This is a genomic window from Alteromonas sp. H02, assembly GCF_059682525.1.
In genome coordinates, this window is the sequence record NZ_CM185021.1 from 2,904,308 (window position 1) to 2,928,672 (window position 24,365).

General features: G+C 48.0%; 19 protein-coding genes. 4 read left to right on the forward strand and 15 right to left on the reverse strand.

Annotation, left to right across the window (positions count from 1 at the left end; translation table 11 throughout):
• Nucleotides 1-6: 6 nt before the first annotated feature.
• From AC566Q_RS13455 to sdhC, 9 genes are all read right to left on the reverse strand, one after another.
• The gene (locus tag AC566Q_RS13455; protein WP_499607004.1) at nt 7-3,078 is read right to left on the reverse strand and encodes a TonB-dependent receptor; all 3,072 of its coding nucleotides are present in this window, start codon (nt 3,076-3,078) and stop codon (nt 7-9) included.
• Between the two features lie 285 nt (nt 3,079-3,363).
• The gene (gene sucD, locus AC566Q_RS13460) at nt 3,364-4,236 is read right to left on the reverse strand and encodes a succinate--CoA ligase subunit alpha (RefSeq protein WP_499607006.1); all 873 of its coding nucleotides are present in this window, start codon (nt 4,234-4,236) and stop codon (nt 3,364-3,366) included.
• Nucleotides 4,236-5,402 (reverse strand): ADP-forming succinate--CoA ligase subunit beta, encoded by a 1,167-nt coding sequence (gene sucC, locus AC566Q_RS13465; protein ID WP_279321180.1) that lies wholly within the window; start codon nt 5,400-5,402, stop codon nt 4,236-4,238. Before sucC ends, sucD begins: the two co-directional genes overlap by 1 nt.
• 139 nt (nt 5,403-5,541) lie before the next feature.
• Complete coding sequence (gene odhB, locus AC566Q_RS13470) at nt 5,542-7,056, reverse strand: 2-oxoglutarate dehydrogenase complex dihydrolipoyllysine-residue succinyltransferase (RefSeq protein WP_105934116.1); 1,515 nt, start codon at nt 7,054-7,056, stop codon at nt 5,542-5,544.
• Between the two features lie 9 nt (nt 7,057-7,065).
• On the reverse strand, nt 7,066-9,891 hold the full coding sequence (locus AC566Q_RS13475) for a 2-oxoglutarate dehydrogenase E1 component (protein ID WP_105934117.1): 2,826 nt from the start codon (nt 9,889-9,891) through the stop codon (nt 7,066-7,068).
• 140 nt (nt 9,892-10,031) lie between these two features.
• A complete protein-coding gene (locus AC566Q_RS13480; RefSeq protein WP_105934118.1) occupies nt 10,032-10,742 on the reverse strand; it encodes a succinate dehydrogenase iron-sulfur subunit in 711 nt (236 codons plus the stop codon).
• A 13-nt stretch (nt 10,743-10,755) separates the two neighbouring features.
• Nucleotides 10,756-12,528, reverse strand: a complete 1,773-nt coding sequence (gene sdhA, locus AC566Q_RS13485; RefSeq protein WP_105934119.1) for a succinate dehydrogenase flavoprotein subunit — start codon at nt 12,526-12,528, stop codon at nt 10,756-10,758.
• 1 nt (nt 12,529) lies between these two features.
• Entirely contained in the window at nt 12,530-12,877 is a 348-nt protein-coding gene (sdhD, locus tag AC566Q_RS13490; RefSeq protein ID WP_105934120.1) for a succinate dehydrogenase, hydrophobic membrane anchor protein, read from the reverse strand.
• The gene (gene sdhC / locus AC566Q_RS13495; protein ID WP_105934121.1) at nt 12,871-13,245 is read right to left on the reverse strand and encodes a succinate dehydrogenase, cytochrome b556 subunit; all 375 of its coding nucleotides are present in this window, start codon (nt 13,243-13,245) and stop codon (nt 12,871-12,873) included. The genes sdhD and sdhC overlap by 7 nt, the downstream gene beginning before the upstream one ends.
• A 431-nt stretch (nt 13,246-13,676) precedes the next feature.
• Between sdhC and gltA the strand changes: the two genes are divergently transcribed.
• Nucleotides 13,677-14,954 (forward strand): citrate synthase, encoded by a 1,278-nt coding sequence (gene gltA / locus AC566Q_RS13500; protein WP_105934122.1) that lies wholly within the window; start codon nt 13,677-13,679, stop codon nt 14,952-14,954.
• A 215-nt stretch (nt 14,955-15,169) separates the two neighbouring features.
• On the opposite strand, the gene AC566Q_RS13505 is transcribed toward gltA, so the two are convergent.
• Nucleotides 15,170-16,150 carry an IS5 family transposase gene (locus AC566Q_RS13505; protein ID WP_499606862.1) on the reverse strand — a complete coding sequence of 327 codons (981 nt, stop codon included), beginning with the start codon at nt 16,148-16,150 and terminating at the stop codon, nt 15,170-15,172.
• Nucleotides 16,151-16,382: 232 nt separating this feature from the next.
• Between AC566Q_RS13505 and AC566Q_RS13510 the strand changes: the two genes are divergently transcribed.
• Entirely contained in the window at nt 16,383-16,802 is a 420-nt protein-coding gene (locus AC566Q_RS13510) for a DUF3429 domain-containing protein (protein WP_105934123.1), read from the forward strand.
• Between the two features lie 79 nt (nt 16,803-16,881).
• Here the strand turns inward: AC566Q_RS13510 and AC566Q_RS13515 are convergent, their stop codons facing one another.
• The 5 genes from AC566Q_RS13515 to lhgO all read right to left on the reverse strand — a co-directional run bounded on the left by AC566Q_RS13515 (nt 16,882) and on the right by lhgO (nt 23,043).
• A complete protein-coding gene (locus AC566Q_RS13515) occupies nt 16,882-18,339 on the reverse strand; it encodes a phosphohexomutase domain-containing protein (protein WP_105936857.1) in 1,458 nt (485 codons plus the stop codon).
• A gap of 17 nt (nt 18,340-18,356) precedes the next feature.
• Nucleotides 18,357-19,769 (reverse strand): mannose-1-phosphate guanylyltransferase/mannose-6-phosphate isomerase, encoded by a 1,413-nt coding sequence (locus AC566Q_RS13520; RefSeq protein ID WP_499607013.1) that lies wholly within the window; start codon nt 19,767-19,769, stop codon nt 18,357-18,359.
• Between the two features lie 202 nt (nt 19,770-19,971).
• The gene (locus AC566Q_RS13525) at nt 19,972-20,805 is read right to left on the reverse strand and encodes a pirin family protein (RefSeq protein WP_105936855.1); all 834 of its coding nucleotides are present in this window, start codon (nt 20,803-20,805) and stop codon (nt 19,972-19,974) included.
• Between the two features lie 6 nt (nt 20,806-20,811).
• Nucleotides 20,812-21,744 carry a glutathione S-transferase family protein gene (locus tag AC566Q_RS13530; RefSeq protein ID WP_499607016.1) on the reverse strand — a complete coding sequence of 311 codons (933 nt, stop codon included), beginning with the start codon at nt 21,742-21,744 and terminating at the stop codon, nt 20,812-20,814.
• Between the two features lie 96 nt (nt 21,745-21,840).
• Nucleotides 21,841-23,043 carry an L-2-hydroxyglutarate oxidase gene (gene lhgO, locus AC566Q_RS13535; protein ID WP_499607019.1) on the reverse strand — a complete coding sequence of 401 codons (1,203 nt, stop codon included), beginning with the start codon at nt 23,041-23,043 and terminating at the stop codon, nt 21,841-21,843.
• A gap of 78 nt (nt 23,044-23,121) precedes the next feature.
• Between lhgO and tcdA the strand changes: the two genes are divergently transcribed.
• Together tcdA and AC566Q_RS13545 are read left to right on the forward strand one after the other, a co-directional pair.
• Nucleotides 23,122-23,895: a tRNA cyclic N6-threonylcarbamoyladenosine(37) synthase TcdA gene (tcdA, locus tag AC566Q_RS13540; RefSeq protein WP_499607021.1), complete on the forward strand. Its 774-nt coding sequence runs from the start codon at nt 23,122-23,124 to the stop codon at nt 23,893-23,895.
• A gap of 61 nt (nt 23,896-23,956) precedes the next feature.
• Nucleotides 23,957-24,364, forward strand: coding sequence for a hypothetical protein (locus AC566Q_RS13545; RefSeq protein WP_105936851.1), 408 nt, complete (start codon nt 23,957-23,959; stop codon nt 24,362-24,364).
• The last annotated feature ends 1 nt before the right edge of the window (nt 24,365 follow it).

Genomic DNA, 24,365 nt, shown 5'->3' on the forward strand with positions numbered 1-24,365 from the left:
AAGTATTCATAGCGAGTAAGTCATCCCCAGGAAGTATTGGGTTCCGAAAAACTGAATGGTTCCTGTTTGTTCAGGCGAGGTGAAATAGCTTTTGGTGGGTTCATCGGTCAGGTTATTTATCTGGAACAACACACTTATGTTGTCGTTGATTTCATATGATGCCTGATAGTCCACCACTAACTCGGAATCAAAATTGACGGTCTGATCGTTGACCGCGACCTGCTTGGAAACAAACGCGTCGCGGTAGCGGCCAGACACCCGGGTTTCAAACCCTTCGTATTCCCAGAACAAGGTCATAGTGGCAACGTTTTCTGACAAGCCCGGTAGCTGGCTGGCAAACACGCCATTGCCGACGGTGCGCTGTATCTCACTTTCGGTATACGAATAGCTGGCATTAACGCCCAGTCCCGACCACATACCCGGTAAGTCACTGTATATCTGGGTATAAGCCAGCTCTATACCGCGAATGTAACCGCCGCGGGCATTATTAATAGCGGTTTCATAGCGACCATCAGTGGTAGGCACCGTAACGGTAACCGGCGCTCCGGTATTATCTACAACCGGCTCAGGCGCCTGACCCGGATAATCGGCTTCGTAAAACACCGGTACAGTAACTGAATCCGGCACTACAAAGCCGTTACCTTCAAAGTCATAGGGTTCGATGGCGATGTTTTCGATAAACGACTCAATGTTCTTATAAAACCCTGCAACGACAATCGCGCCGTCACTATCATCAAAGTAGTGCTCATAGGAAATGTCATACTGAGTAGCGTAAAACGGATCCAGATAAGGGCTGTTATTCGATGACCCCGAAATGCGCGCCTGCTGATTGGATAAGGTAATCTCACCGGAGTCGCGGTTCTGCGTAGCACTGATTAGCTCAACATTGGTGGACGCATTGGCTGCAAAACGATTGATCGGAGCCCGACCCATTACCCGCGCAGCAGCAACACGAAGTTGCGAGTTATCAGTAAGCTGGAAATTTAAGTTAATCGACGGCAGGACATCGGTGTACTCGTAGGTGAGTATGGCCGGGCGATAGAAATTATTGATATAGCCAAGCTCATCGACAATATTTTGTGCCCCGGCAGTGGGATCGCTGACCTCTACATCCTGCCCGGTCTCCGGATCCTCCACAAACATGGTTGCTCTTTGCAGTGTGGTAGAGCTCTGTTTTGATTTTACATAGCGAACGCCGATATTACCGGTAATCGGTAACCCGCCGATTTCAGTATCGATATTGGCCATCAGGTAAGCAGCTGAGACGGTTTCAAACACGTCTCCACTTTCCAGGACCGACCATGCGGTAGACACAGTGGCATCGTCAGGGCCATTAATTACACCCGGGTCTCCTGCTCCCCAGGTTTGGGCTGGTTGCGGTATCCCGGATGGGAACCAGGCTTGAAGCGCTTTGCCCAAATCAATGGAAAGGTAATTGGGAAAGTAAGCAAAGTCGCCCTGCCAATTTACCACTTCGGCTAAATCATCGGTCAGACGCAGCGGCGGCTGACTCGAGGAAAATGCCTGGTCGTTACCATATTCAAACACCGAGCGATCGTTACTGTAGGTGCGATCTGAGTAGCGGCCACCAAACTCGATTGATGATATGAAGTCGGTATCAATAAAATACTGGAAATCAGCCCGGTAGGCATCCAGTTCATCACTGTTAACATAGGGATAAATGCCATACTTACTGACCATAACCCGGTCCAGATCGTTAAAAGCATCGGCCTGATTGAACTGTAAGTCCGGTAAGTCCATACCATTGAGCAGATACGAAATCTGTATATTTTCATCAAAACGCGGACTAGCGGCGGTGGCATCATCGCCAACCAGTGACCACAACAAGCCATTGCGGAAATTACTGTTAGCTTTTGATAATGCAATATCAAACTGTGCGGCGAAATTATCGGTGATCTGCCAGTCAGCATTGATACCGTAGCTTTCTACTTTATCGAAATCCTGATTATCGTCATTAACCAGTTCGATACGGGTTTCACTGCTATCGGAACGCACAAAAGTGCCGCCAACAACACTGTTATTCACCACCACCGGATTGTAAATTTCGGTATTAACACCACCGAGTTTTACCCGGAAACCGCGGGCAAAGGCTTCTGAATCAAATTTGGATACGAAGGCATCAGCTTTTAAGGTGAAGTTATCCAGTGGTGCCCATTCGATCGCCGCGACATAGCCGTTTCGGGTTTCTTCACCACCCTTGTGCTGCATTTCAAAGCCTTCGGAAATGAGTTCACATTCCAGGCATTGATCTTCCCGGGGCACATCTGAATTCGGGTTATAATTCTCCTCATCACCGGCCAGGCCATCGACATCAACTTCGGCATTGTAGGCAAAGCCGATAAACTGCGTAGAAACACTGGGTTGATATAACCTGGCGTAACCAAGGGAAACACCCAGGGTGTCATCCAGGAACTTGCCCTGATAGGAAAAGCTCAGGCGATGGCCAAACTCTTCAGCGTCGGCCACTTCGTTGGCCCGGTCGTTAAACATACCGCGCACGTTGGCATTAAAAGTATGTTTGTCATCCTTAGCTAATGCACTTGCGGTTTGTAACTCAACCGTACCAGCCACCCCGCCCTCAATCAGCGATGCTTTGGGGGATTTATACACGGCTGCTGAATTGATCAATTCAGACGGGTACTGATCAAATTCGATTGATCGACTGCCACTGGTAGATACCTGTTCCCGGCCGTTCAGTGTCGAGAAGACAAAGTCTCCGGATAAGCCCCGAATATTGATTTCCGCAGCCTGACCACCGGTTCGTACCGCGGATATCCCCGGTAAGCGGGTTAGTGCATCGGCCATACTGACGTCGGGCAAACCGCCCAGGTCGTCGGCTGAGAGTTGTTCTGAAACGGTATCACCAAAACGCTTTTGGTTGAGTGACTGAATAAGACTGCTGCTAAAACCGCGCACCTCAATGCGCTCTATAGCTTCTTCCTGTTTTCCCTGGTCACTGTTTTGCGCTGAGTCTTGCGCCAAAAGCGGATAACTAGTGAAAACCAACCCACTGGTTAATAGTGCCAGAGTGATAGCACTGGGTTTGAACGTTTTCATGTTTTCCCCATTATTAGTTATGTTGAGAAATGCTGTGCAACATTTCGCCGGTTTGATTACCGAATTTCATACTAATTGCTAGGTGAAAAACTGAAAATGTCATGCATACGTATTCAGTTAACTATTTTTACAAATTTTTCACATTCGATTTATAGTAATAAAAGAGGAGATCCCTAAGGGCGTCTTAAATCACCTACCTTTTTGATAAATAATAAAAAAGCCCGCATAAAGCGGGCTTTTATCAAACAATAAATTGTTAACGCATTGGCGCCAAACCAGTGGTAATTACCAACCAGTTTGTTCGCGTAGCGCTTTACCGATGTCGGCCAGTGAGCGAACAGTTTTAACGCCTGCTGCTTCCAGCGCTGCAAATTTTTCGTCTGCAGTCCCTTTACCGCCAGCGATAATCGCACCAGCGTGACCCATACGTTTACCTGGAGGTGCAGTAACACCAGCAATGTAAGAAACAACCGGCTTGGTGACGTTTTCTTTGATAAACGCAGCCGCTTCTTCTTCTGCAGTACCACCGATCTCACCGATCATAACAATTGCTTCGGTTTGTGGATCGTCCTGGAACAACTTCAGGATATCGATGAAGTTAGAACCCGGGATTGGATCACCACCAATACCAACACAGGTAGACTGACCGAAACCTTCGTCAGTAGTTTGTTTTACCGCTTCGTACGTCAGTGTACCAGAGCGTGAAACAATACCGACTTTACCAGGCTTGTGGATGTGACCAGGCATGATACCAATCTTACACTCACCCGGAGTGATAACACCCGGACAGTTTGGACCAATCATGCGTGCGCCTTTAGAGTTTACGTATTCTTTAACGTAAAGCATATCCAGCGTAGGAATACCTTCAGTGATACAAACCACTAATTCGATGCCGGCATCCACTGCTTCAACGATTGAGTCTTTACAGAAAGGTGCTGGTACATAAATAACAGAAGCTGTGGCGCCAGTTGCTTCAACGGCTTCACGGACTGTGTTAAATACTGGCAGGCCCAAGTGCTCAGTGCCGCCTTTACCTGGCGTTACACCGCCAACCATTTGCGTACCGTAAGCAAGCGCTTGTTCAGAGTGGAAAGTCCCCTGACCGCCAGTGAAACCCTGACAGATAACTTTAGTATCTTTACCGATCAAAACTGACATTATTTGCCCTCCGCAGCTGCAACAACTTTTTCTGCTGCATCAGTTAATGATTCTGCAGCGATGATATCCAATCCAGAGTTACCCAGCACTTCACGGCCAAGCTCTGCGTTGGTACCTTCAAGACGTACAACAACCGGAACTTCAACGCCCACTTCTTTAACTGCGCCAATGATACCTTCTGCGATCATGTCACAACGTACGATACCGCCGAAGATGTTAACCAGAACGGCTTTCACGTTGTCGTCAGACAGAATGATTTTGAATGCTTCAGCAACACGCTCTTTCGTCGCGCCGCCACCAACATCGAGGAAGTTAGCCGGGCTACCGCCGTGCAGGTTTACGATGTCCATGGTACCCATGGCCAGACCCGCACCGTTAACCATACAGCCAACGTTACCGTCCAGTGCTACGTAGTTCAGTTCCCACTGAGCAGCGTGTGCTTCACGAGCATCTTCCTGTGAAGGATCTTTCATGTCCTTCAGCTTAGGCTGACGGTACATTGCGTTGCTGTCTACGCCCAGTTTAGCGTCCAGACAGTGCAGGTTGCCGTCTGCTTTGATTACCAGCGGGTTAATTTCGATTAACGCCAGGTCCAGGTCTTCAAACATTTTCGCCAGACCTAAGAAGATCTGTACGAATTGCTTGACCTGTACGCCTTGCAGACCCAGTTTAAATGCCATTTCACGCGCCTGATAAGGCTGAGGACCAACGATTGGGTCGATTTCAGCTTTCAGGATTTTTTCCGGGGTTTCTTCTGCAACGGTTTCAATTTCAACACCGCCTTCAGTAGACGCCATGAAAACTACGCGACGTGTGCCACGGTCAACCACAGCACCTAAATACAATTCGTTTGCGATATCAGTGCAAGACTCTACTAAGATCTTGCTTACAGGCTGACCGTTCTCGTCAGTCTGAAATGTCACCAGGTTTTTGCCTAACCACTTTTCAGCAAAAGCGCGAATTTCGTCTTTGGTTTTTACCAGCTTAACACCGCCGGCTTTACCACGGCCACCAGCGTGGACCTGACACTTAACAACCCATTCGTTACCGCCAATACGGTCAGCAGCTTCTACTGCACCTTGAGGGGTATCTGATGCGTATCCTTCAGAAACAGGTAAGCCGTATTCTTTGAATAGCTGCTTACCTTGGTATTCATGCAAATTCATGGTGTTTCTTTCCGATTATTATTTAAACGAAAGCCAATATCTGGCTCGACTAATTCCCAACTGGTATCCGTCCCCAAATACCAGCATGTGAAGATGATACATGAGTATCATCTTCACATATAGTTATGCTACAAAAGTCTTACACATCCAGAAGCAGACGTGTTGGATCTTCCAGCATTTCTTTAACGGTGACCAGGAAGCCGACCGATTCTTTGCCATCGATGATCCGGTGGTCATAAGACAACGCAAGATACATCATTGGTAAAATTTCAACTTTGCCATTAACCGCCATTGGACGATCCTGGATCTTATGCATACCCAGGATAGCGCTTTGTGGCGGGTTAATGATTGGCGTAGACATCAGTGAACCAAACACACCACCGTTGGTGATGGTGAAGTTACCACCTTGCAGCTCTGCCATAGACAGTTTGCCATCACGGCCTTTAATAGCCAGTTCCTTGATACCTTTTTCGATACCGGCCATACCCAGAGTATCTGAGTCTTTCAGTACCGGGGTAACCAGACCACGCGGTGTAGACACTGCGATAGAAATATCAAAGTAGTTGTGATAAACAATATCATCACCGTCCAGTGAAGCATTAACTTCAGGGAAACGCTTAAGCGCTTCGGTAACTGCTTTTACGTAGAAAGACATGAAGCCTAAACGGATGCCGTGACGCTTCTCAAAGCCTTCCTGATACTGCTTGCGCAGGTCCATGATAGGCTTCATGTTAACTTCGTTAAACGTGGTTAACATTGCGGTAGAGTTTTTCGCTTCCAGCAGACGGTTAGCAATGGTTTTACGCAGGCGTGTCATTGGAACACGTTTTTCACTACGCTCACCAGCAGGCGCTGCAGGTGCTTCTTCTGACGCAGGGCTGGCCGGAGCCGGCTTGCTGTCAGACTTCAGGTACTGCTCAACATCTTCTTTGGTGATGCGGCCGTTCTTGCCTGAACCTTTTACTTTTGCCGGGTCAACGCCTTTTTCTGCTAACAGGCGACGTACCGACGGACTGAGCGCATCACTGTCACTGTCGTCACTGCTTTCTTCGCTGGCAGCAGCGGCTGGCGCAGATGAACCTGCACCTTCGGTGAATTTAGCAATCACTTCCTCGGCAGTTACCGTGGTGCCTTCCTCTGCCAGTACTTCGGCGATAGAGCCGTCAGCCGGCGCCACCACTTCCAATACTACCTTATCGGTTTCGATATCAACCAGATTCTGGTCGCGGCTTACTTTTTCGCCTGGCGCAACGTGCCAGGTAGCAATGGTTGCATCAGCCACTGACTCAGGCAGCACAGGTACTTTGATGTCAACGGTTTCACCGCTTGCTTCTGGCGCTGCTGGAGCTTCTTCTTTGGCAGGCTCAGCGTCGGCTTTGTTTTCTGATTTGCTTTCAGATTTGGCCGGTGCAGCACCGCCCTCTTCCAGTTTAGCAATCACTTGTTCACCAAGTACGGTTGCACCTTCTTCATCGATAATCTCACCGATAACACCATCTGCAGGGGCAACAACTTCCAGTACCACCTTGTCCGTCTCAATGTCTACCAGGTTCTGGTCGCGTTTTACACTGTCCCCGGCTTTTACGTGCCAGGTTGCAATCGTGGCGTCGGCAACTGACTCGGGTAGAACCGGAACTTTTATCTCAATTGTCATCTCTGTTCCTTATTTTATCGTGAGAGCGTCTTCAACCAGGGCTTTTTGTTGCTGGTTGTGAACGGATAAATAACCTACGGCTGGCGACGCTGATGCCGCCCGTCCCGCATATGTTAACTTGGCACCATCTGGGATTACCTGCCAGAAGTGATGTTGGCTACAATACCAGGCACCCTGGTTTTGTGGCTCTTCCTGACACCAAACCCAATCTTTAACATGGCTGTATTCAGCCACAATCTTCGCGCATTCTTCCTGCGGGAACGGGTATAACTGTTCCAGACGAATAATGGCGACATCGGTTTGTTCATTCTTACGGCGTTGATCAAGCAGGTCGTAGTAAACCTTACCAGAACACATCACCACACGTTTTACATCTTTAGCAGGCAGTTCATCCACTTCGCCAATCACGTTGTGGAATACGCCTTCAGACAGTTCTTCCAGTGAAGAAACCGCCATGGGATGACGCAGCAGTGACTTAGGTGACATCACAATCAATGGCTTACGCATTGGGCGAATCACCTGACGGCGGATCATGTTGAACACCTGAGCTGGGGTTGAAGGCACACAAACCTGCCAGTTGTGATCGGCACACAGTTGCAGGAAACGCTCAAGACGTGCTGAGCTGTGCTCCGGGCCCTGACCTTCGTAACCATGTGGTAACAGCACTGTCAGACCGCATAAACGACCCCATTTGGCTTCACCTGAACTTAAGAACTGGTCGAATACCACCTGGGCACCGTTGGCAAAGTCACCAAACTGCGCTTCCCAGATAGTCAGACAAGTTGGCTCAGCTGTGGCGTAACCGTATTCAAATGCCATAACCGCTTCTTCAGACAGAACCGAGTCATAAATCTCGATAGCTTCCTGATCTTCGCTGATATGCTGAAGTGGCATGTACGTTGAGGCATCAGCCTGGTTATGTAAAACCGCATGGCGATGGAAGAATGTACCACGGCCTGAATCCTGACCGGTCAGACGGATACTGGTGCCACCCTTAACAATGGATGCGTAAGCCAGCAGTTCGGCCATACCCCAGTCGAGGTTACGCTCACCGGCAATCATGGCTTTACGGTCGTTATAAACCTTATTCACCCGTGACTGTAATTTTACGTCTTCCGGGAACGACACCAGGCGATCACCCAGTGACTTAAGTTCATCCAGACTAATGCTGCCATCGTACGGCGTATCCCAGTCATGGCCGAGATACGGGTGCCAGTCAACACTGTGCTCGGTCATTGGCCGCCATTCTTCAACCACGCAGGCGCCATGGTCCATAGCAGCCCGATAGTCTTCGATAAGTTTATCGGCATCCTGTTTGCCCAGTACACCTTCGGCAATCAGCTGTTCGGCATAAAGCTCACGTGGTACCGGATGCTTCTTAATCTTCTGATACATCACCGGCTGTGTAGCATTCGGCTCATCCGACTCGTTATGGCCGTGACGACGATAACAAACCAGATCAATCACTACGTCGCGCTTAAATTTGTTACGGAAATCAAGCGCCAGCTTGGTAACAAATAATACAGCTTCAGGATCATCTGCATTCACGTGCAGAATCGGCGCCTGAACCATTTTAGCGATGTCAGTACAGTACTGGGTAGAACGGGTATCTTCAATTTTCGAGGTAGTGAAACCAACCTGGTTGTTGATAACGATTCGAACCGTACCACCTACTGCAAACCCGCGGGTTTGCGACATGTTGAAGGTTTCCTGAACCACACCCTGACCGGCAATGGCCGAGTCACCGTGAATAGTGACAGGCAGTACCTTGAGGGCGCTGTTTTCGCGACGGTCAAGACGGGCACGTACTGAGCCCATAACCACCGGGTTAACAATTTCAAGGTGTGACGGGTTAAAAGCCAGCGCCAGGTGAACGTTACCGCCCGGCGTAGCGAAGTCTGAAGAGTAACCGGCGTGGTATTTTACGTCACCAGCGCCCAACGACTCGTCGTGCTTGCCGCCAAATTCATCAAACAGTACTGACGGGTTTTTACCCAGTACGTTAACCAGCACGTTAAGGCGACCACGGTGAGCCATGCCCACAACCACTTCTTTAGTACCTTGCGAACCGGCCTCTTTAATCAGCCCTTTCAGCATCGGGATCAGCGCATCGCCACCTTCCAGTGAGAAACGCTTAGCGCCCGGGAATTTCGAGCCCAGGTACTTTTCCATACCGTCAGCGGCAACCAGGCCTTTGAGGATATCAATTTTCGAATCGCGGTCTAATTCAGGACGCGCTTCGACTGATTCAATACGTTGTTGTAACCAGCGCTTTTGCTCGGTATCGGTAATGTGCATATATTCTGCACCAATGGAGCTGCAATAGGTTCTGTTTAATGATTTAAACAGTTCACCTAATGGCATGGTTTCCTTACCGATGGCGTAAGAACCAACGTTGAAAACCGTATCAAAATCCGTCTCGGATAGATTGTGATGCGACAACTCCAGGTCTCTGACCCGTTCCTGTTTCCACAATCCCAGCGGATCGAGGTTGGCATGCTGGTGCCCACGGAATCGATAGGCGTTAATTAACTGCAACACCTTAACCTGTTTCTGGTCAGACTGATTACTGCTCGCTGTGGTAGCAGAGCCACTGCTACAACGGGCCAGTGGTCCCAGAGACGCCAGTTTGCGGAACTGGTCTTTGATAAGGCTATGGTTACTTTCTAATTCCACCCCATCCACTTTGGGTAAAGCGTCAAAGGTTTCACGCCAGGAATCAGAGACACTCTGCGGGTCGTCAAGGTAGGCTTCGTACAATGCTTCCACATAGGCAGCATTGGCTCCAGCCATGTGCGATGAGTCCCACCACGCTTTCATCACGCTTTCTTGCATTATTGTGCCTTGCTAGGTTGTCAATAAAACTATCAGGTCAGATGTCTTACCCGACCACATTTACAAAAAAATAGCCACCCCATAAGGATGGCCATTTATGCATTACTCACTTGTTACTGAAGCAGTAATCAAGTTAATTGCTAAACAGCCCGTTGTAAAAGCATGGACTTAATCTGTCCAATTGCTTTTGTAGGGTTGAGTCCCTTAGGACATACACTTACACAGTTCATGATACCGTGACATCTGAACACGCTGAAAGCATCATCCAGATCGTTCAGTCGCTCGTCTGTTGCTGTATCGCGGCTATCAATCAGGAATCGATAGGCGTGCAACAAGCCGGCTGGTCCGATGAACTTATCCGGATTCCACCAGAATGATGGACAAGATGTTGAACAACATGCACACAGTATACACTCATAGAGTCCATCCAGTTTAGCACGCTCTTCAGGAGACTGCAGATGCTCTCTTGCCGGCGGCTGTTTGCTGTCGTTAATTAAGAACGGTTTAATCTTCTCGTACTGAGTGTAGAACTGGGTCATATCGACCACCAGGTCACGCACTACCGGCAGACCAGGCAGCGGACGAATAACCACTTTACCTGAGCCCAGTGCTGACAACGGAGTGATACACGCCAGGCCATTTTTGCCGTTCATGTTCATGCCGTCAGAACCACAAACCCCTTCACGACAAGAGCGACGGAACGATAATGTTGGATCCTGTTCTTTTAAAAGAATCAGTGCATCCAGCACCATCATATCCTGGCCTTCTTCCACGTCCAGGGTGTAATCCTGCATGCGAGGTGCATTATCCACCTCAGGATTATAACGGTATACCGAAAAAGTTAATTGCATGATCTAACCCCTCTTAGTATGAACGTACTTTTGGCGGGAAGGCTTCGCGAAGCTTAGGCGCCATATTGACATCACGTTTAACCATATCTTCAGTCGCCGGGTTGTAAACACTGTGACACAACCAGTTCTCGTCATCACGATCCGGATAGTCAAAGCGGCTGTGTGCACCACGGCTTTCTGTGCGGAAGTTTGCTGCCACAGCAGTGCTGTAAGCAGTTTCCATCAGATTATCGAGTTCTAAACACTCAATACGCTGGGTATTGAAGTCGGCACTCTTGTCATCAAGACGTGCGCTTTGCAGACGCTCACGGATCTCTTTAAGTTGCTTGAGACCTTCGGCCATTGCATCACCTTCACGGAATACCGAGAAGTTAAGCTGCATACATTCCTGCAAATCTTTCTTGATTTGTACCGGATCTTCGCCTTTGCCTTTTTCTGAACCTTCCCAACGATTGAAACGCGCCATTGCACCTTCCAGATCAGACTCTGAAGCCTCGCGGCTTGGGGTCATTTCGTCCAGCTTGTCACCCAGATGTAAACCTGTAGCACGACCAAACACTACCAGGTCAAGCAGTGAGTTACCGCCTAAACGGTTCGCACCGTGTACAGATACACAGGCAATCTCACCACAGGCAAACAGACCGTTAACGACTTTGTCGTTACCGTTTTCGTCCAGCGTCAGACACTGACCATCAACGTTAGTCGGAATACCGCCCATCATATAGTGACAGGTTGGAATAACCGGAATCGGTTCTTTAACCGGATCAACGTGCGCAAAGGTACGAGACAGTTCAAGAATACCCGGCAGACGTGATTCAAGAACGTCTTTACCCAGGTGGTCCAGTTTAAGTTTGATGTGCGTACCCCATGGGCCTTCACAACCACGACCTTCACGGATCTCGGTCATCATTGAACGGGCAACTACGTCACGGCCGGCTAAGTCTTTAGCATTCGGTGCATAACGCTCCATGAAACGCTCGCCGTCTTTATTCAGCAGGTAACCACCTTCACCACGACACCCTTCTGTTACCAGGGTTCCCGCGCCGGCGATACCGGTTGGGTGGAACTGCCACATTTCCATGTCCTGTACGCAAACGCCGGCACGCAGGGCCATGCCCACGCCGTCACCAGTGTTGATGTGTGCGTTAGTGGTCGATGCGTAAATACGCCCTGCACCACCCGTTGCCAGAACAACCGCTTTAGATTTGAAATAAACCACTTCACCGGTTTCGATGTCGATAGCCGTACAACCAACTACATCGCCATCCTGGTTCTTAACCAGATCCAGTGCGTACCATTCGCTGAATACTTTAGTTTTGTTTTTAACGTTTTGTTGATACAGCAAATGCAGTAACGCGTGACCAGTACGGTCAGCCGCTGCTGCGGTACGTGCGCCCTGCTCGCCACCAAAGTTCTTAGACTGGCCACCAAATGGACGCTGATAGATTTTTCCGTTCTCGAAACGAGAGAAAGGCAGACCCATATTTTCCATTTCGATAATGGCTTCAGGTCCGGTTTTACACATATATTCGATAGCGTCCTGGTCACCGATATAATCGGAACCTTTAACGGTATCGTACATGTGCCATTCCCAGTTATCTTCATGGGAATTACCCAGCGCTACAGTAATACCACCCTGAGCGGATACTGTGTGCGAACGGGTTGGAAACACTTTTGATAGTAATGCACAGGATTTGCCAGACTGCGAGATTTGCAGTGCTGCGCGCATGCCTGCACCGCCGGCGCCAATTACGACGGCGTCAAACTCATGAACGGGTAAACTCATTTTACACTCCCCACAAAACAAACAAACCAGCGGCAACGTATACAAACGCGATAATATTCAGAACATACTGAATGGTAGCGCGCAGACCGGTTGGCTTAACATAATCGGTTAACACCTGCCACAGACCAATGCGAACATGGATCATGATGGAAACCAATGCAGCGAGGGTAAATACTTTCATCGCAATACCAGAGAACAAGCCCTGCCATACGTCGAAAGTAACTTCTTCAGTCGTGATAAAGAATCCAGCCATGAAGAATGTGTAGACTGCGATAATTACCGCAGTTGCGCGTAAAGAAACGTAATCCTGTACACCATTACGCTTGATGCTTGCCTGATTAGTTACCATAACGCAACCCCTATAACTACTGTCAGTACCACCCACAAACCAATAACAACTTGCGCACTTAAGTTACCTGACTCAAGCTCTTCCCAGTGACCCATATCCATTATGCCGTGACGGATACCGCCAAGGATGTGATAGGTCAGCGCAGAAGCTGTACCGATTGCAATGATCTTTCCAATCAATCCATCCATTAAAGCCTGCACGTTGGCGAAGCCTTCTGGAGATGATACCGAAACGGCCCATGCCCAGATCACAAACAGCAGCGCAAAAAACATTGCGACACCGGTTACGCGATGGAGAATTGACGAAATAGCAGAGGGAGGAAATTTAATGGTGTTAAGGTCTAAATTTACTGGTCTTTGCTTTTTCACAATTTTTGCCTGTTTTATCCGTAGGGACAAACCACTCTCGTGTTGAGTCCTGACAGAGTGATTCTGATTGTTACTAAGTTAATTTTCTCATCCAATGAGGTGTTAACATTTTGTGAATATTTTATTACTTAGTTAACAGAATAAATATTCAGTTAATTTAAGTAGGCCAGAGTATATCCACGACCTATTATAATTACAATTTTTTGTGTGGTATTAGGACATTAGTCTTAGGTCGTAGAAAGGATAAAAATGCTTGATCCCGGGTACTACATAACCAGTATAATCGATAACAATCTAGAATATTTATGTGGAATATAAGTAATAAAATTGACTTGTTACTGCATAATAAAGTACAAATACGCCACTTTTCCCACCGGATTGCTCAAAATTGAGTAACATCCCGATAAAGAAAATTCTGAGGAGAGCAACTTATGGCAGATCAAAAAGCCATTCTGAAAGCGGGCGACAAGGAAATTGAACTTCCTATCTTGTCTGGTACAGCAGGCCAAGATGTGATTGATATTCGTGCCCTTGGCAAACACGGCTATTTCACTTACGACCCTGGTTTCCTGGCGACTGGATCTTGCGAGTCTTCCATCACATTTATCGACGGCGCAGAAGGTGTATTATTACACCGCGGCTTCCCAATCGACGAACTGGCTCGTGATGCCAACTATCTGGAAGTTTGTCACATGCTGCTGCACGGTGATGCACCGAATAAAGAAGAATACGAAGAATTCGAAAACACCATCAAGCGCCACACCATGGTACATGAGCAGATTCACATGTTCTTCCATGGCTTCCGTAATGACGCCCACCCTATGGCGATGCTGAACGGTACTGTTGGTGCGATGTCCTCGTTCTACCACAGCGACCTGGACGTTTCTAATTTTGACATGCGTGTACGTTGTGCACACCGTCTGATTGCGAAGATGCCTACCCTGGTAGCGATGTGTTATAAGTACAACATCGGTCAGCCATTTGTTTATCCTCGTAACGACCTGAGCTACGCGGCTAACTTCCTGAATATGATGTTCTCTGTTCCGGCTGAAGATTACAAAATCAGCCCGGCGGTAGAACGCGCTATGGACCGCATCTTTACCCTGCACGCCGACCACGAGCAAAATGCATCAACCTCTACCGTGCGTTTAGCGGGTTCTTCCGGTGCTAACCCCTATGCCTGTATCGCTGCAGGTGTTGCTTCACTGTGGGGCCCTGCACACGGTGGTGCTAACGAAGCTTGTCTGAATATGCTGGAAGAAATTGGTTCAGTAGACCGCATTCCTGAGTTCATTAATCGTGCGAAAGATAAGAACGATCCGTTCCGTCTGATGGGCTTTGGTCACCGTGTATACAAAAACCACGACCCACGCGCTACAGTAATGCGCGAAAGCTGTCACGAAGTACTGAAAGAGCTGAATGTTCAGGATCCGCTGCTAGACGTAGCAATGGAGCTGGAACGTATTGCTCTTGAAGACCCGTACTTCGCCGAGAAGAAACTGTTCCCGAACGTAGATTTCTACTCTGGTATCGTACTGAAGGCAATCGGTATCCCAACAAACATGTTTACCTGTATTTTTGCCCTGTCACGTACTGTTGGCTGGATTTCACACTGGCACGAAATGATGTCTGATCCTGCACAAAAGATCGGCCGTCCTCGCCAGTTATACACCGGTCACAACCAGCGTAAATATACGCCAATTAAATAACGTTTAATTTAATTGTTAAAAAATAAAGGCTCGCATTGCGGGCCTTTTTTATTACTAATAAGTAGCTTAGGAAACTGCGAATAAGTCCTGCAATTTAGTTCTTGAACCAGCCTTTGCATTCGCCGCCTAATTTTTGAACGCTAAATTCTCAATTTAGGCCAATATACTACCTTTTTAGGCCTGATTTCGGCCTTATTCCGGGTTATTCCCGGATTTCAGACAGATCTTGGCTGTCGTCGTAACATTTGGTCTACTTTAAACAGGTTCGCCAAGGTGAATAGCATGGCTAACTGCGAGTCATTTTTCATCAGTCCTTTATAGCGTGCTTTGATAAAGCCAAACTGACATTTGATGATCCGAAACGGATGCTCTACTTTCGCCCGGATGCTGGCTTTTAAGTATTCGATGTTAATGGCCGTTTTGTTTTTGCGAGGATGCTTTTTCAGCGCCCGGACTTTTCCGGGGCGTTCGGCAATCAGCCATTCCACATTTGTATCTTTCAGCTCTTCGCGTTTTTCTGCGCCTTGATAACCAGCATCGCCGGAAGCGAATTCTTCTTCGCCGTGCAACAGGTTGTGCAACTGGTTCAGGTCATGTTCGTTGGCGGCGGTGGTCACCAGCGTATGAGTCAGACCACTCTTGGCATCCACACCAATATGGGCTTTCATGCCGAAGTGCCATTCATTGCCTTTCTTGGTCTGATGCATCTCCGGGTCACGTTCATTCTTTTTATTTTTAGTGGAGCTGGGCGCTTCAATAATCGTGGCATCCACCAGTGTACCCTGCGTCATCATCACACCGCAGTCCGACAGCCATTGGTTGACCGTTTTGAATAATTTGCGAGTCAGCTTGTGCTTTTCCAGCAAGTGCCGGAAGTTCATAATGGTAGTGCGGTCTGGAATGGCTTTATCCAATGACAGTTGCGCAAACTGGCGCATCGAAGCAATTTCATATAACGCATCTTCCATTGCCTCATCACCAAGGCTATACCATTGCTGCATACAGTGAATGCGAAACATGGTCTCAAGCGCATACGGACGTCTGCCATTGCCTGCTTTAGGATAAAAGGGTTCAATTACTTCCAGCAGTTGAGTCCACGGCAACAAGTTGTCCATCCGGGATAGGAAAATCTCTTTACGGGTCTGACGGCGCTTGCTGGAAAACTCACTATCGGCAAAAGTTAACTGTTGGCTCATGGGCGGTAATGGCTGTGATTTACTATGCAGCTATGATCTCACATCGGGGACTTATTCGCATCTTCCCTTAACAATATATTAACCTCTATATTTACTATTATTTAACATTTATCGCATGCGCGATTTTAAATTAATAAGTAATGGGTTTATGTGACGGATTTAATAATCCACCGATTAGAAATTTTCGTAATAAATTTTAAATATTTATTATAATTAAGGTATTTCAATAACAATGCAACCTCTCATAAAGCAATTAGGTTACGCCGGATTACTGCCTTTTATTGGTTTAAATGCGCTGACATTTACCGATATCCTGCCGCAATCGCTGGTCTACCTTTACTTTACGCAGTATTCAGCCGTGCTGTTGTCGTTTTTTGGTGGCGTGCACTGGTACGATGCCATTAGTAGTAATAAGCCAGCCCATCAGATGTACGTGGCAATGTTGCCAACGATTGTAGGCTGGATATGCTTAACTCAAACCGGCGCGCCCTGGGTACTAGGCGTGTTAAGTATTAGTTACCTGCTAATGATGTTTTACGATAAACAGGTACTAACCCTGCCAAAAGAAATGGTAGTGGCTTACACCAAACTGCGTATGCAGTTAACCACAGTAGTTGTGTTATCTCATGCTCTGATGATTTTCAGCCGCTAAGAGCCTGCTAATTGATCGCTTGAAACAAAAACACCAGCCGAGGCTGGTGTTTTTTATTGAATAGTAAAGTAAGCCTGGCTTATTCCGCTCTGATCAAATCCAGCAGTTCTTTGGTTTTTTCTTCAACCAATGCAATATCACCTTTCGATTCAACATTCAGACGGATCACCGGTTCGGTATTGGATTTACGTAGATTAAACCGCCAGTTCCCAAATTCCAGGCCAATACCATCGGTTTCATCAATTACCTCTGCCAGTGGCTGATATTTTTCAAGTACCCGAGCCAGCGCTGCATCAGCATCCTTTAGCTTGCTGTTGATTTCGCCCGACGACGGGAAAGCTTCGATACGCTCTTTCACCATAGACGCCAGCGACTTCTGACGGGTACAGATAAGCTCTGCCACCAGCAACCAGGGGATCATTCCCGAGTCACAATAGGCAAAATCCCTGAAGTAATGGTGAGCACTCATTTCACCACCGTACACAGCATCTTCCAGGCGCATCCGCTCTTTAATAAACGCATGACCCGTTTTACATTTAATCGGCGTACCACCTGCAGACTTAATAATGTCTTCACTGTTCCAGTACACACGTGGGTCATAAATAATTTTGCTTGGTCCTTTATCAAGAAACGCCTGAGCAAGCAGACCCACAATGTAATAGCCCTCAATAAAGTTACCGTCAGCGTCAAACAGAAAACAACGATCGAAGTCACCATCCCAGGCAATACCAAAGTCGGCGCCACTTTCGATTACCGCATTAGCGGTATCGGCGCGATTTTCCGGTAATAAAGGATTAGGAATACCGTTCGGGAACGTACCATCGGCATTGTGATGCACTTTAACAAATTCAATCGGCACGTCTTTTTCGTGTAATTTTTTCTCAATAGCATCCAGTGCCAGACCTGCTGCGCCATTACCAGCGTTGGTCACAATTTTCAGCGGCGTAAAGTTATTGATATCAACGTAAGATAAAATGTGCGAAACGTACGCGTCCATGTTCAGGTGACGATGGTATTTCCCGCTTTCTGCCAGGATGTCTGTAGCAATGTGGGCTTTGCCATTAAAAAATGCGTCCGCGTCGATTTTTGCACCTTTGGCATAAAAATCCAGACGCTCAGCCACATAGTTATTGTCGAGCGCCTCGGCGCGGTCTTTAATAGCATTCAGGCCGGTATCGCCACTTATTGGTACCGAACCGGCTTTCACCAGTTTCATTCCATTGTAATTAATCGGGTTGTGGCTGGCGGTTACTTCGATTCCGCCATCCACGCCAAGGTGTTTGGTCGCGAAGTAGATTTCTTCGGTACCAGCCATGCCAATATCAGTGACTTCTGCGCCACCATCAACAAGGCCTGCACTCAGTGCCAGCTTCAGCGGTGTGGAAGTGAGACGAACATCACCGCCCACTACCACAGACTTAGCTGCCAGTTCTTCTGCAAAAGCAAAACCAATCCGGTAAGCGACCTCTTCGTTAAGCTGAGTGTTTAACTCACCACGGATGTCATAGGCTTTAAAACAGGTAATAGGTGTTGTCATAGTTGTTTTTACTCAGCTTATTTTGACTCGGTTCTGCCGTAGCGATCAGAGAAACGGACAATGTCGTCTTCGCCCAGATAAGCCCCCGATTGCACTTCGATAAGTTCTAGTGGAATTTTGCCCGGGTTTTCCAGCGCGTGTACATCACCAATAGGAATGTACACCGATTCATTTTCGGTAACCAACTGGGTTTTCTCGCCGATGGTCACATTGGCAGTACCTGATACCACAATCCAGTGCTCAGCTCTGTGGTGATGCATCTGGACCGACAGTTTTTCACCCGGCTTAACGGTAATGCGCTTAACCTGGAAACGCTTGCCATTATCGATGGAATCGTAGCTGCCCCATGGGCGGAACACCTCGCGATGGAACTGGAATTCAGGGCGTTGTTCAGCCTTTAACTTATTCACGACATTTTTAATGTCCTGCACTTTGTTTTTGTTGGCCACCATCACGGCATCTTTAGTTTCTACCACTACCACATCATCAAGACCAACTACAGCTATCAAACGTTCCTCAGCGTTAATATAGCTATTATTTACGCCTTCAAGAATCGCATCACCAACAATTACGTTACCGTTTTCGTCTTTATTATCTGCGGTTTCCCACAAGGACGACCAACTGCCTACATCAGACCAGCCAGCATCCAGCGGTACCATGGCTGCCAGTGCGGTTTTTTCCATTACGGCATAATCGATCGAGTCGTCAGGACAGGTGGCAAATATCTCAGGATCGATACGGATAAAGTCTAAATCTTTGCTCTCTGAAGCAATCGCCTGCTCACAGATACTGTACATTTCAGGTGCATGCTTTTTCAGCTCAGCCAAATAAACGCTGGCTTTAAACATAAACATACCGCTGTTCCAGAAGTAGTTACCGGAATCGACATATTGTTGTGCCGTTGCCAGGTCTGGCTTCTCGACAAATTCATCCACCTTCATGCCTACATCAATGGCCTCACCGCCCTTAATGTAACCATAACCGGTGTGGGCCTGATCCGGCACAATACCAAAAGTGACCAGGTTGCCATCCATCGCCAGCTCGTTAGCCTTACTAACAGCAGCCTGGAAGCCGGCAGAGTCTTTAATCAGGTGATCGGCAGCCAGTACCAGTAATACCGGGTCGTCATCTGTTTGCATTGCGTGCAGCGCTGCCAGCGCTATGGCCGGTGCAGTGTTGCGTCCAACAGGCTCCAGAATAATACCACCATGGTCGCCGCCCATCTGGCGTAACTGCTCAGCCACTAAGAAGCGGTGCGCATCATTACAAATCACAATAGGATTAGCGGCACTGCTGCCGTCCAGGCGCTGCAGTGTTTCCTGCAACATGGTTTGTTCTGAAGTTAAAGCGAGAAACTGCTTAGGCAGGGCTGCTCGGGATTTAGGCCATAAACGGCTGCCAGAGCCACCGGCTAATACGACTGGTTTCATGTTGGTTCCTGTTGATTGCGGGAGCGAATTACAAGCAGTGGTTGTCTGCTTATTCCCTTATTTATTCCTTAATCCATGTTAATCAAGGACTGCAGGGCAATCAACATTCACAACGTAATTTATCGAAATAAATTGGCAGGACAGACTAGTCGACGAGGAATTGTTTAATTTCCCGTCAACCAGTTATTCTTTTTATCATTTTTTAAGCGGTTAATTTACCTTGCTGATAATCGGTAATGGCCTGTTGAATTTCGGCCTGGGTATTCATCACAAAGGGACCATACTGAACTACAGGTTCGCCAATCGGAGCAGCAGCAACTAAAATCGCCTTGCCGGCTTCGCTGCTGGTTATATCCAGCGTATCACCGTCATTCAATACTGCCAGTTTGCCGCAGGTAATGGTCTCGCCGCTAACGGCCAGGCTGCCTTCATAACAATAAATAAAGGCGCTGTGGCCTGCCGCAACCGGGAGGGTCGCCGAGGCATCTGCCAGCCAGTGTAGATCGGTAAACAGCGGCTTTACTCTGGCAGTATTAACCGGTCCGCTCACACCATTGAGTGAACCAGCCAGCACTTTTGCTTCAATTCCCTGCCCCACAGACACCGTTTTTACCTCGTCAGGCTGAATATCCTGATAACCGGGTGCCGACATTTTATCTTTGGCCGGCAGATTTACCCACAGCTGAAAGCCCTTGAGCAGGCCGTCGGTTTGCTGAGGCATTTCTTCATGAATAATGCCCTTACCAGCATTCATCCACTGGATACCGCCATCTTCAATGATTCCTTCATTGCCCACCGAATCCCGATGGCGCATTTTCCCCTTCAGCATATAAGTTACCGTCTGGAAGCCGCGGTGCGGATGCGGCGGGAAGCCGGCAATATATTCATCGGGTTTATCCGAGCCGAAAAAATCGAGCATCAGGAACGGGTCAAGATTGGGTAATAAACGCTGGCCGATAATCCGGGTTAAGCTTACCCCTGCACCATCCTGGGTTGGCATCCCACTAACAAGTTGCTTAATAGTTCGGTTGGTCATTGTTTTTTACTTCCATAAAGACAGATCGGGCCCTACGGGAACGACCTGTGTAGGATTAATCATTGTGTGACTGTAATAGTAGTGACGCTTAATATGTTCCATATTCGTTGTATCGGCTACGCCCGGCATCCGGTAAATACGCTTCATATAATTAAACATGGCCGGATAGTCACTGATTTGTTTACGGTTACATTTAAAATGGCCATGATACACAGCGTCGAAGCGCACTAACGTAGTAAACAAACGTATATCGGCCTCAGTCAGCGTTCCGCCCACCAGGAAAGGTTGTTTTTCCAAGCGAGCTTCCACCTTATCTAAAGCTGCAAATAACGCATTAACCGCTTCTTCATAGACCTGTTGCTCGGTGGCAAATCCTGCTTTATATACGCCATTATTAATATCGTTATACACCCATTGATTCACTTCATCTATCTCAGCTTGTAATGCGTCGGGATAATAATCAGTGTGGTTTCCGGTGATGTCATTGAAGCTCGTATTCAGGATGCGGATAATCTCAGCCGATTCGTTATTGACGATTTTTTCGGTCTTTTTATCCCACAACACCGGTACCGTAACACGAGTAGTGATATCTGCCTGCTGACGTAGATAAATCTCATACATAAACTGATGGCCATAAAGCGTATCCCCGGTACTGCCCTTATGCGGCAAAAAGCTCCAGCCTTTATCAAGCATTTCAGGGTTTACAACCGAAACTCCGATATGAGCATTGAGGGATTTAAGCTCTCGCATTATCAGAGTGCGGTGTGCCCAGGGGCAGGCCAGAGAGACATACAAATGGTAGCGGCCACTTTCCGCCTTAAATTCACTGTCTTCACCGATGGTATTTCTGAACAATGAATCCTGACGCTCAAACCGACCGCCGCTTTTATCGGTGTCGTACCATTTGTCGTGCCATTTGCCGTCAATTAACAAGCCCATGATGCTCTCCCGTGTAAGATAAATGAATGCGTGCTAAGTGGAACACACATCTGTCTAAACGGCTTAACGGAACATTTGGATTGATTGTTCTATGTTTTAGAACAGTCTGTTAATTATCTCATCAGCAATAGGTAAGGCACTGGTGGCCGCCGGTGATGGCGCATTGCCAACGTGTAGCGCATGGGTAGATTCCACAAACTTAAAGTCGTGCACCAGTACACCTTTCCTGTCTACCGCCTGTGCTCGGATCCCAGCACGATAAGGTAAAAAGTCTGCTGCGGTAATGCCAGGGCAATAGCGGCTCACCAATCTGGCATAGTGCGTTTTAGACAAGGACGAATGTAACTCTTTAACGGCAGCACGCCTGTACCGCCAAAGCAATTTCCACACATCACCGTGGGCAAACAGGTGCAACCATTCAGCATCAGTGCTGAATAAACTATTATATGCCTCGCGGCCTGTGGTCAGAACAGCATTTGGCCCCACAGTAGTGTACCCGCCTATCATTCGGGTTAAGTGTACTCCTAAAAATGGCATCGCCGGATCCGGTACCGGATAAATCAGGTGACAGGTGATGTCATCGTACTTACGGTTTAAACGGTAATACTCACCTTTAAAAGGCAACATTCTGAAGTCGCACTCAAGTCCCTGCATCCGGATCAGTTCGTCACTATAAATGCCTGCGCAGTTAATTAATTTAGCCGCCCTGACTGTGGTTTCGCCCCGCGGATAAGAAAATCGTAACAACACGCCGCCACTATCATCCTCTATACTCACAAGCTTATGCTGATAATGGATCTGGCACCGGCTCTGAGCGCTTGCCTGCTGTAACAGACAAGCCGTGATAGCTTTGTAGTCAGTAATGCCGGTTTGCGCGACAAAAAAACCGCCTACAGCATTGATGGCTGGCTCACGGCACTGGATTTCAGACGCTGTTAACCGCTGTGGCTGGAGTTCGTTCTGTACACAGCGATGGAATAAGTCTTCCAGAGCGGGTAACTCATCTTCGCTCGTTGCCACAATCAGTTTGCCGCACTGTTCATGGGGCAAACCAAATCCCCTGCACAATTCAAAGGTATGCTCCAGCCCGGCGCGGCAAAAACGGGCTTTATAACTGCCCGGCGCATAATAAACCCCGGCGTGTATCACTCCGGAGTTACGCCCGGTTTGATGGGCGCCACAGTCACCTTCCTTATCAAACAGCATAATGCGGGCACCAGGCTGACGCTGACTCAGCTTATAAGCCACCGCAGCACCAATAATACCAGCACCGACAATGGCAAAATCACATTCTGTCATGGGTATTCTATTGAAAAATGCTAAACTCACCCCGATACTACCCGTCCCATCTTTAACATCAACCAAAAAGGGTCTGAAATGTTTGATTCACAACGCTTTGGTGGTGTTGCCCGGTTATATGGCGAGCAACAAACCACGCAAATTGCCGGGCTGCATATTGCCGTAATTGGCATTGGCGGTGTTGGCTCGTGGAGCGCTGAGGCGCTGGCCAGAACGGGCGTAGGTCAGATAACCCTGATTGATCTGGATGACATCTGTGTTACCAATACCAACCGCCAGATCCATGCTTTAAATGACACCGTTGGCCAGGCCAAAGTTACGGTAATGGCACAGCGTATCAGTCAAATCAACCCGGCATGCAAAGTGAATGTTATTGAAGATTTTGTTACGCCTGACACGGTTATGGAACACCTGGCCGGTGGATACGATGGCGTTCTAGAGGCTACGGATTCCATCAGGGCTAAGGCCAGCATTTTATATTACTGCAAACGCAATAAATTACCCGTGGTTACCGTAGGCGGAGCCGGCGGTCAGGTTGACCCAACCCGGATAACCTACGCCGACCTGGCTAAAACCATTCAGGATCCGTTAGCGGCAAAACTTCGCAACGAATTGCGCCGTAACTACGGATTTTCCAAAAATCCTAAACGACGCTTCGGCATTGAATGTATCTATTCTACTGAACAACTTCGCTACCCGCAGCCCGATGGCTCGGTTTGTCATAACAAGTCCCTCACCGATGGCAGCACCCGACTTGATTGTGCTTCCGGATTTGGTGCATCGGTTATGGTAACGGCCTCCTTTGGTATGTTTGCCGCCGCCAGGCTTATCAATAAACTCACCGGTATTTAAGTGTAACGCGGCTCGACATTTCACGCGGGCTCGCGCACAATACCGCAAAAGGAGAGCCATTATGCAACAACACGAACTAGAACAACTGATGGCAGACAGCGCGAAAGACGCTGTAGGTACCAGTCGGGATATGTTTAACATTGAGTTAGACTACAGCGCTGAAAGTATTGAGATGGTAGACAACCTGCTGCTGGCGTTTATCGACCGCTTTAAGGATCAAGCCCTGGAAGATAACGCGGTATTCACGCTGTGTAATATTTATGGTGCTTACATCGGTGAAGTTATGCGTAGCCTGATAGGCGGCAGCTGGCGGTATGACGAGTCAGATAAAACCGCGCCTTATGTGGTGCTGGATGTGGGTGAGTATTCTTACGCCTTTGCCGGAATTTGTTATGAACGTTTGGTTAATGACAGCCAGGTAAGTGTTAAGGCCTACTTTGATCAGGCTCTGGCAAATAACACTCAGTAAT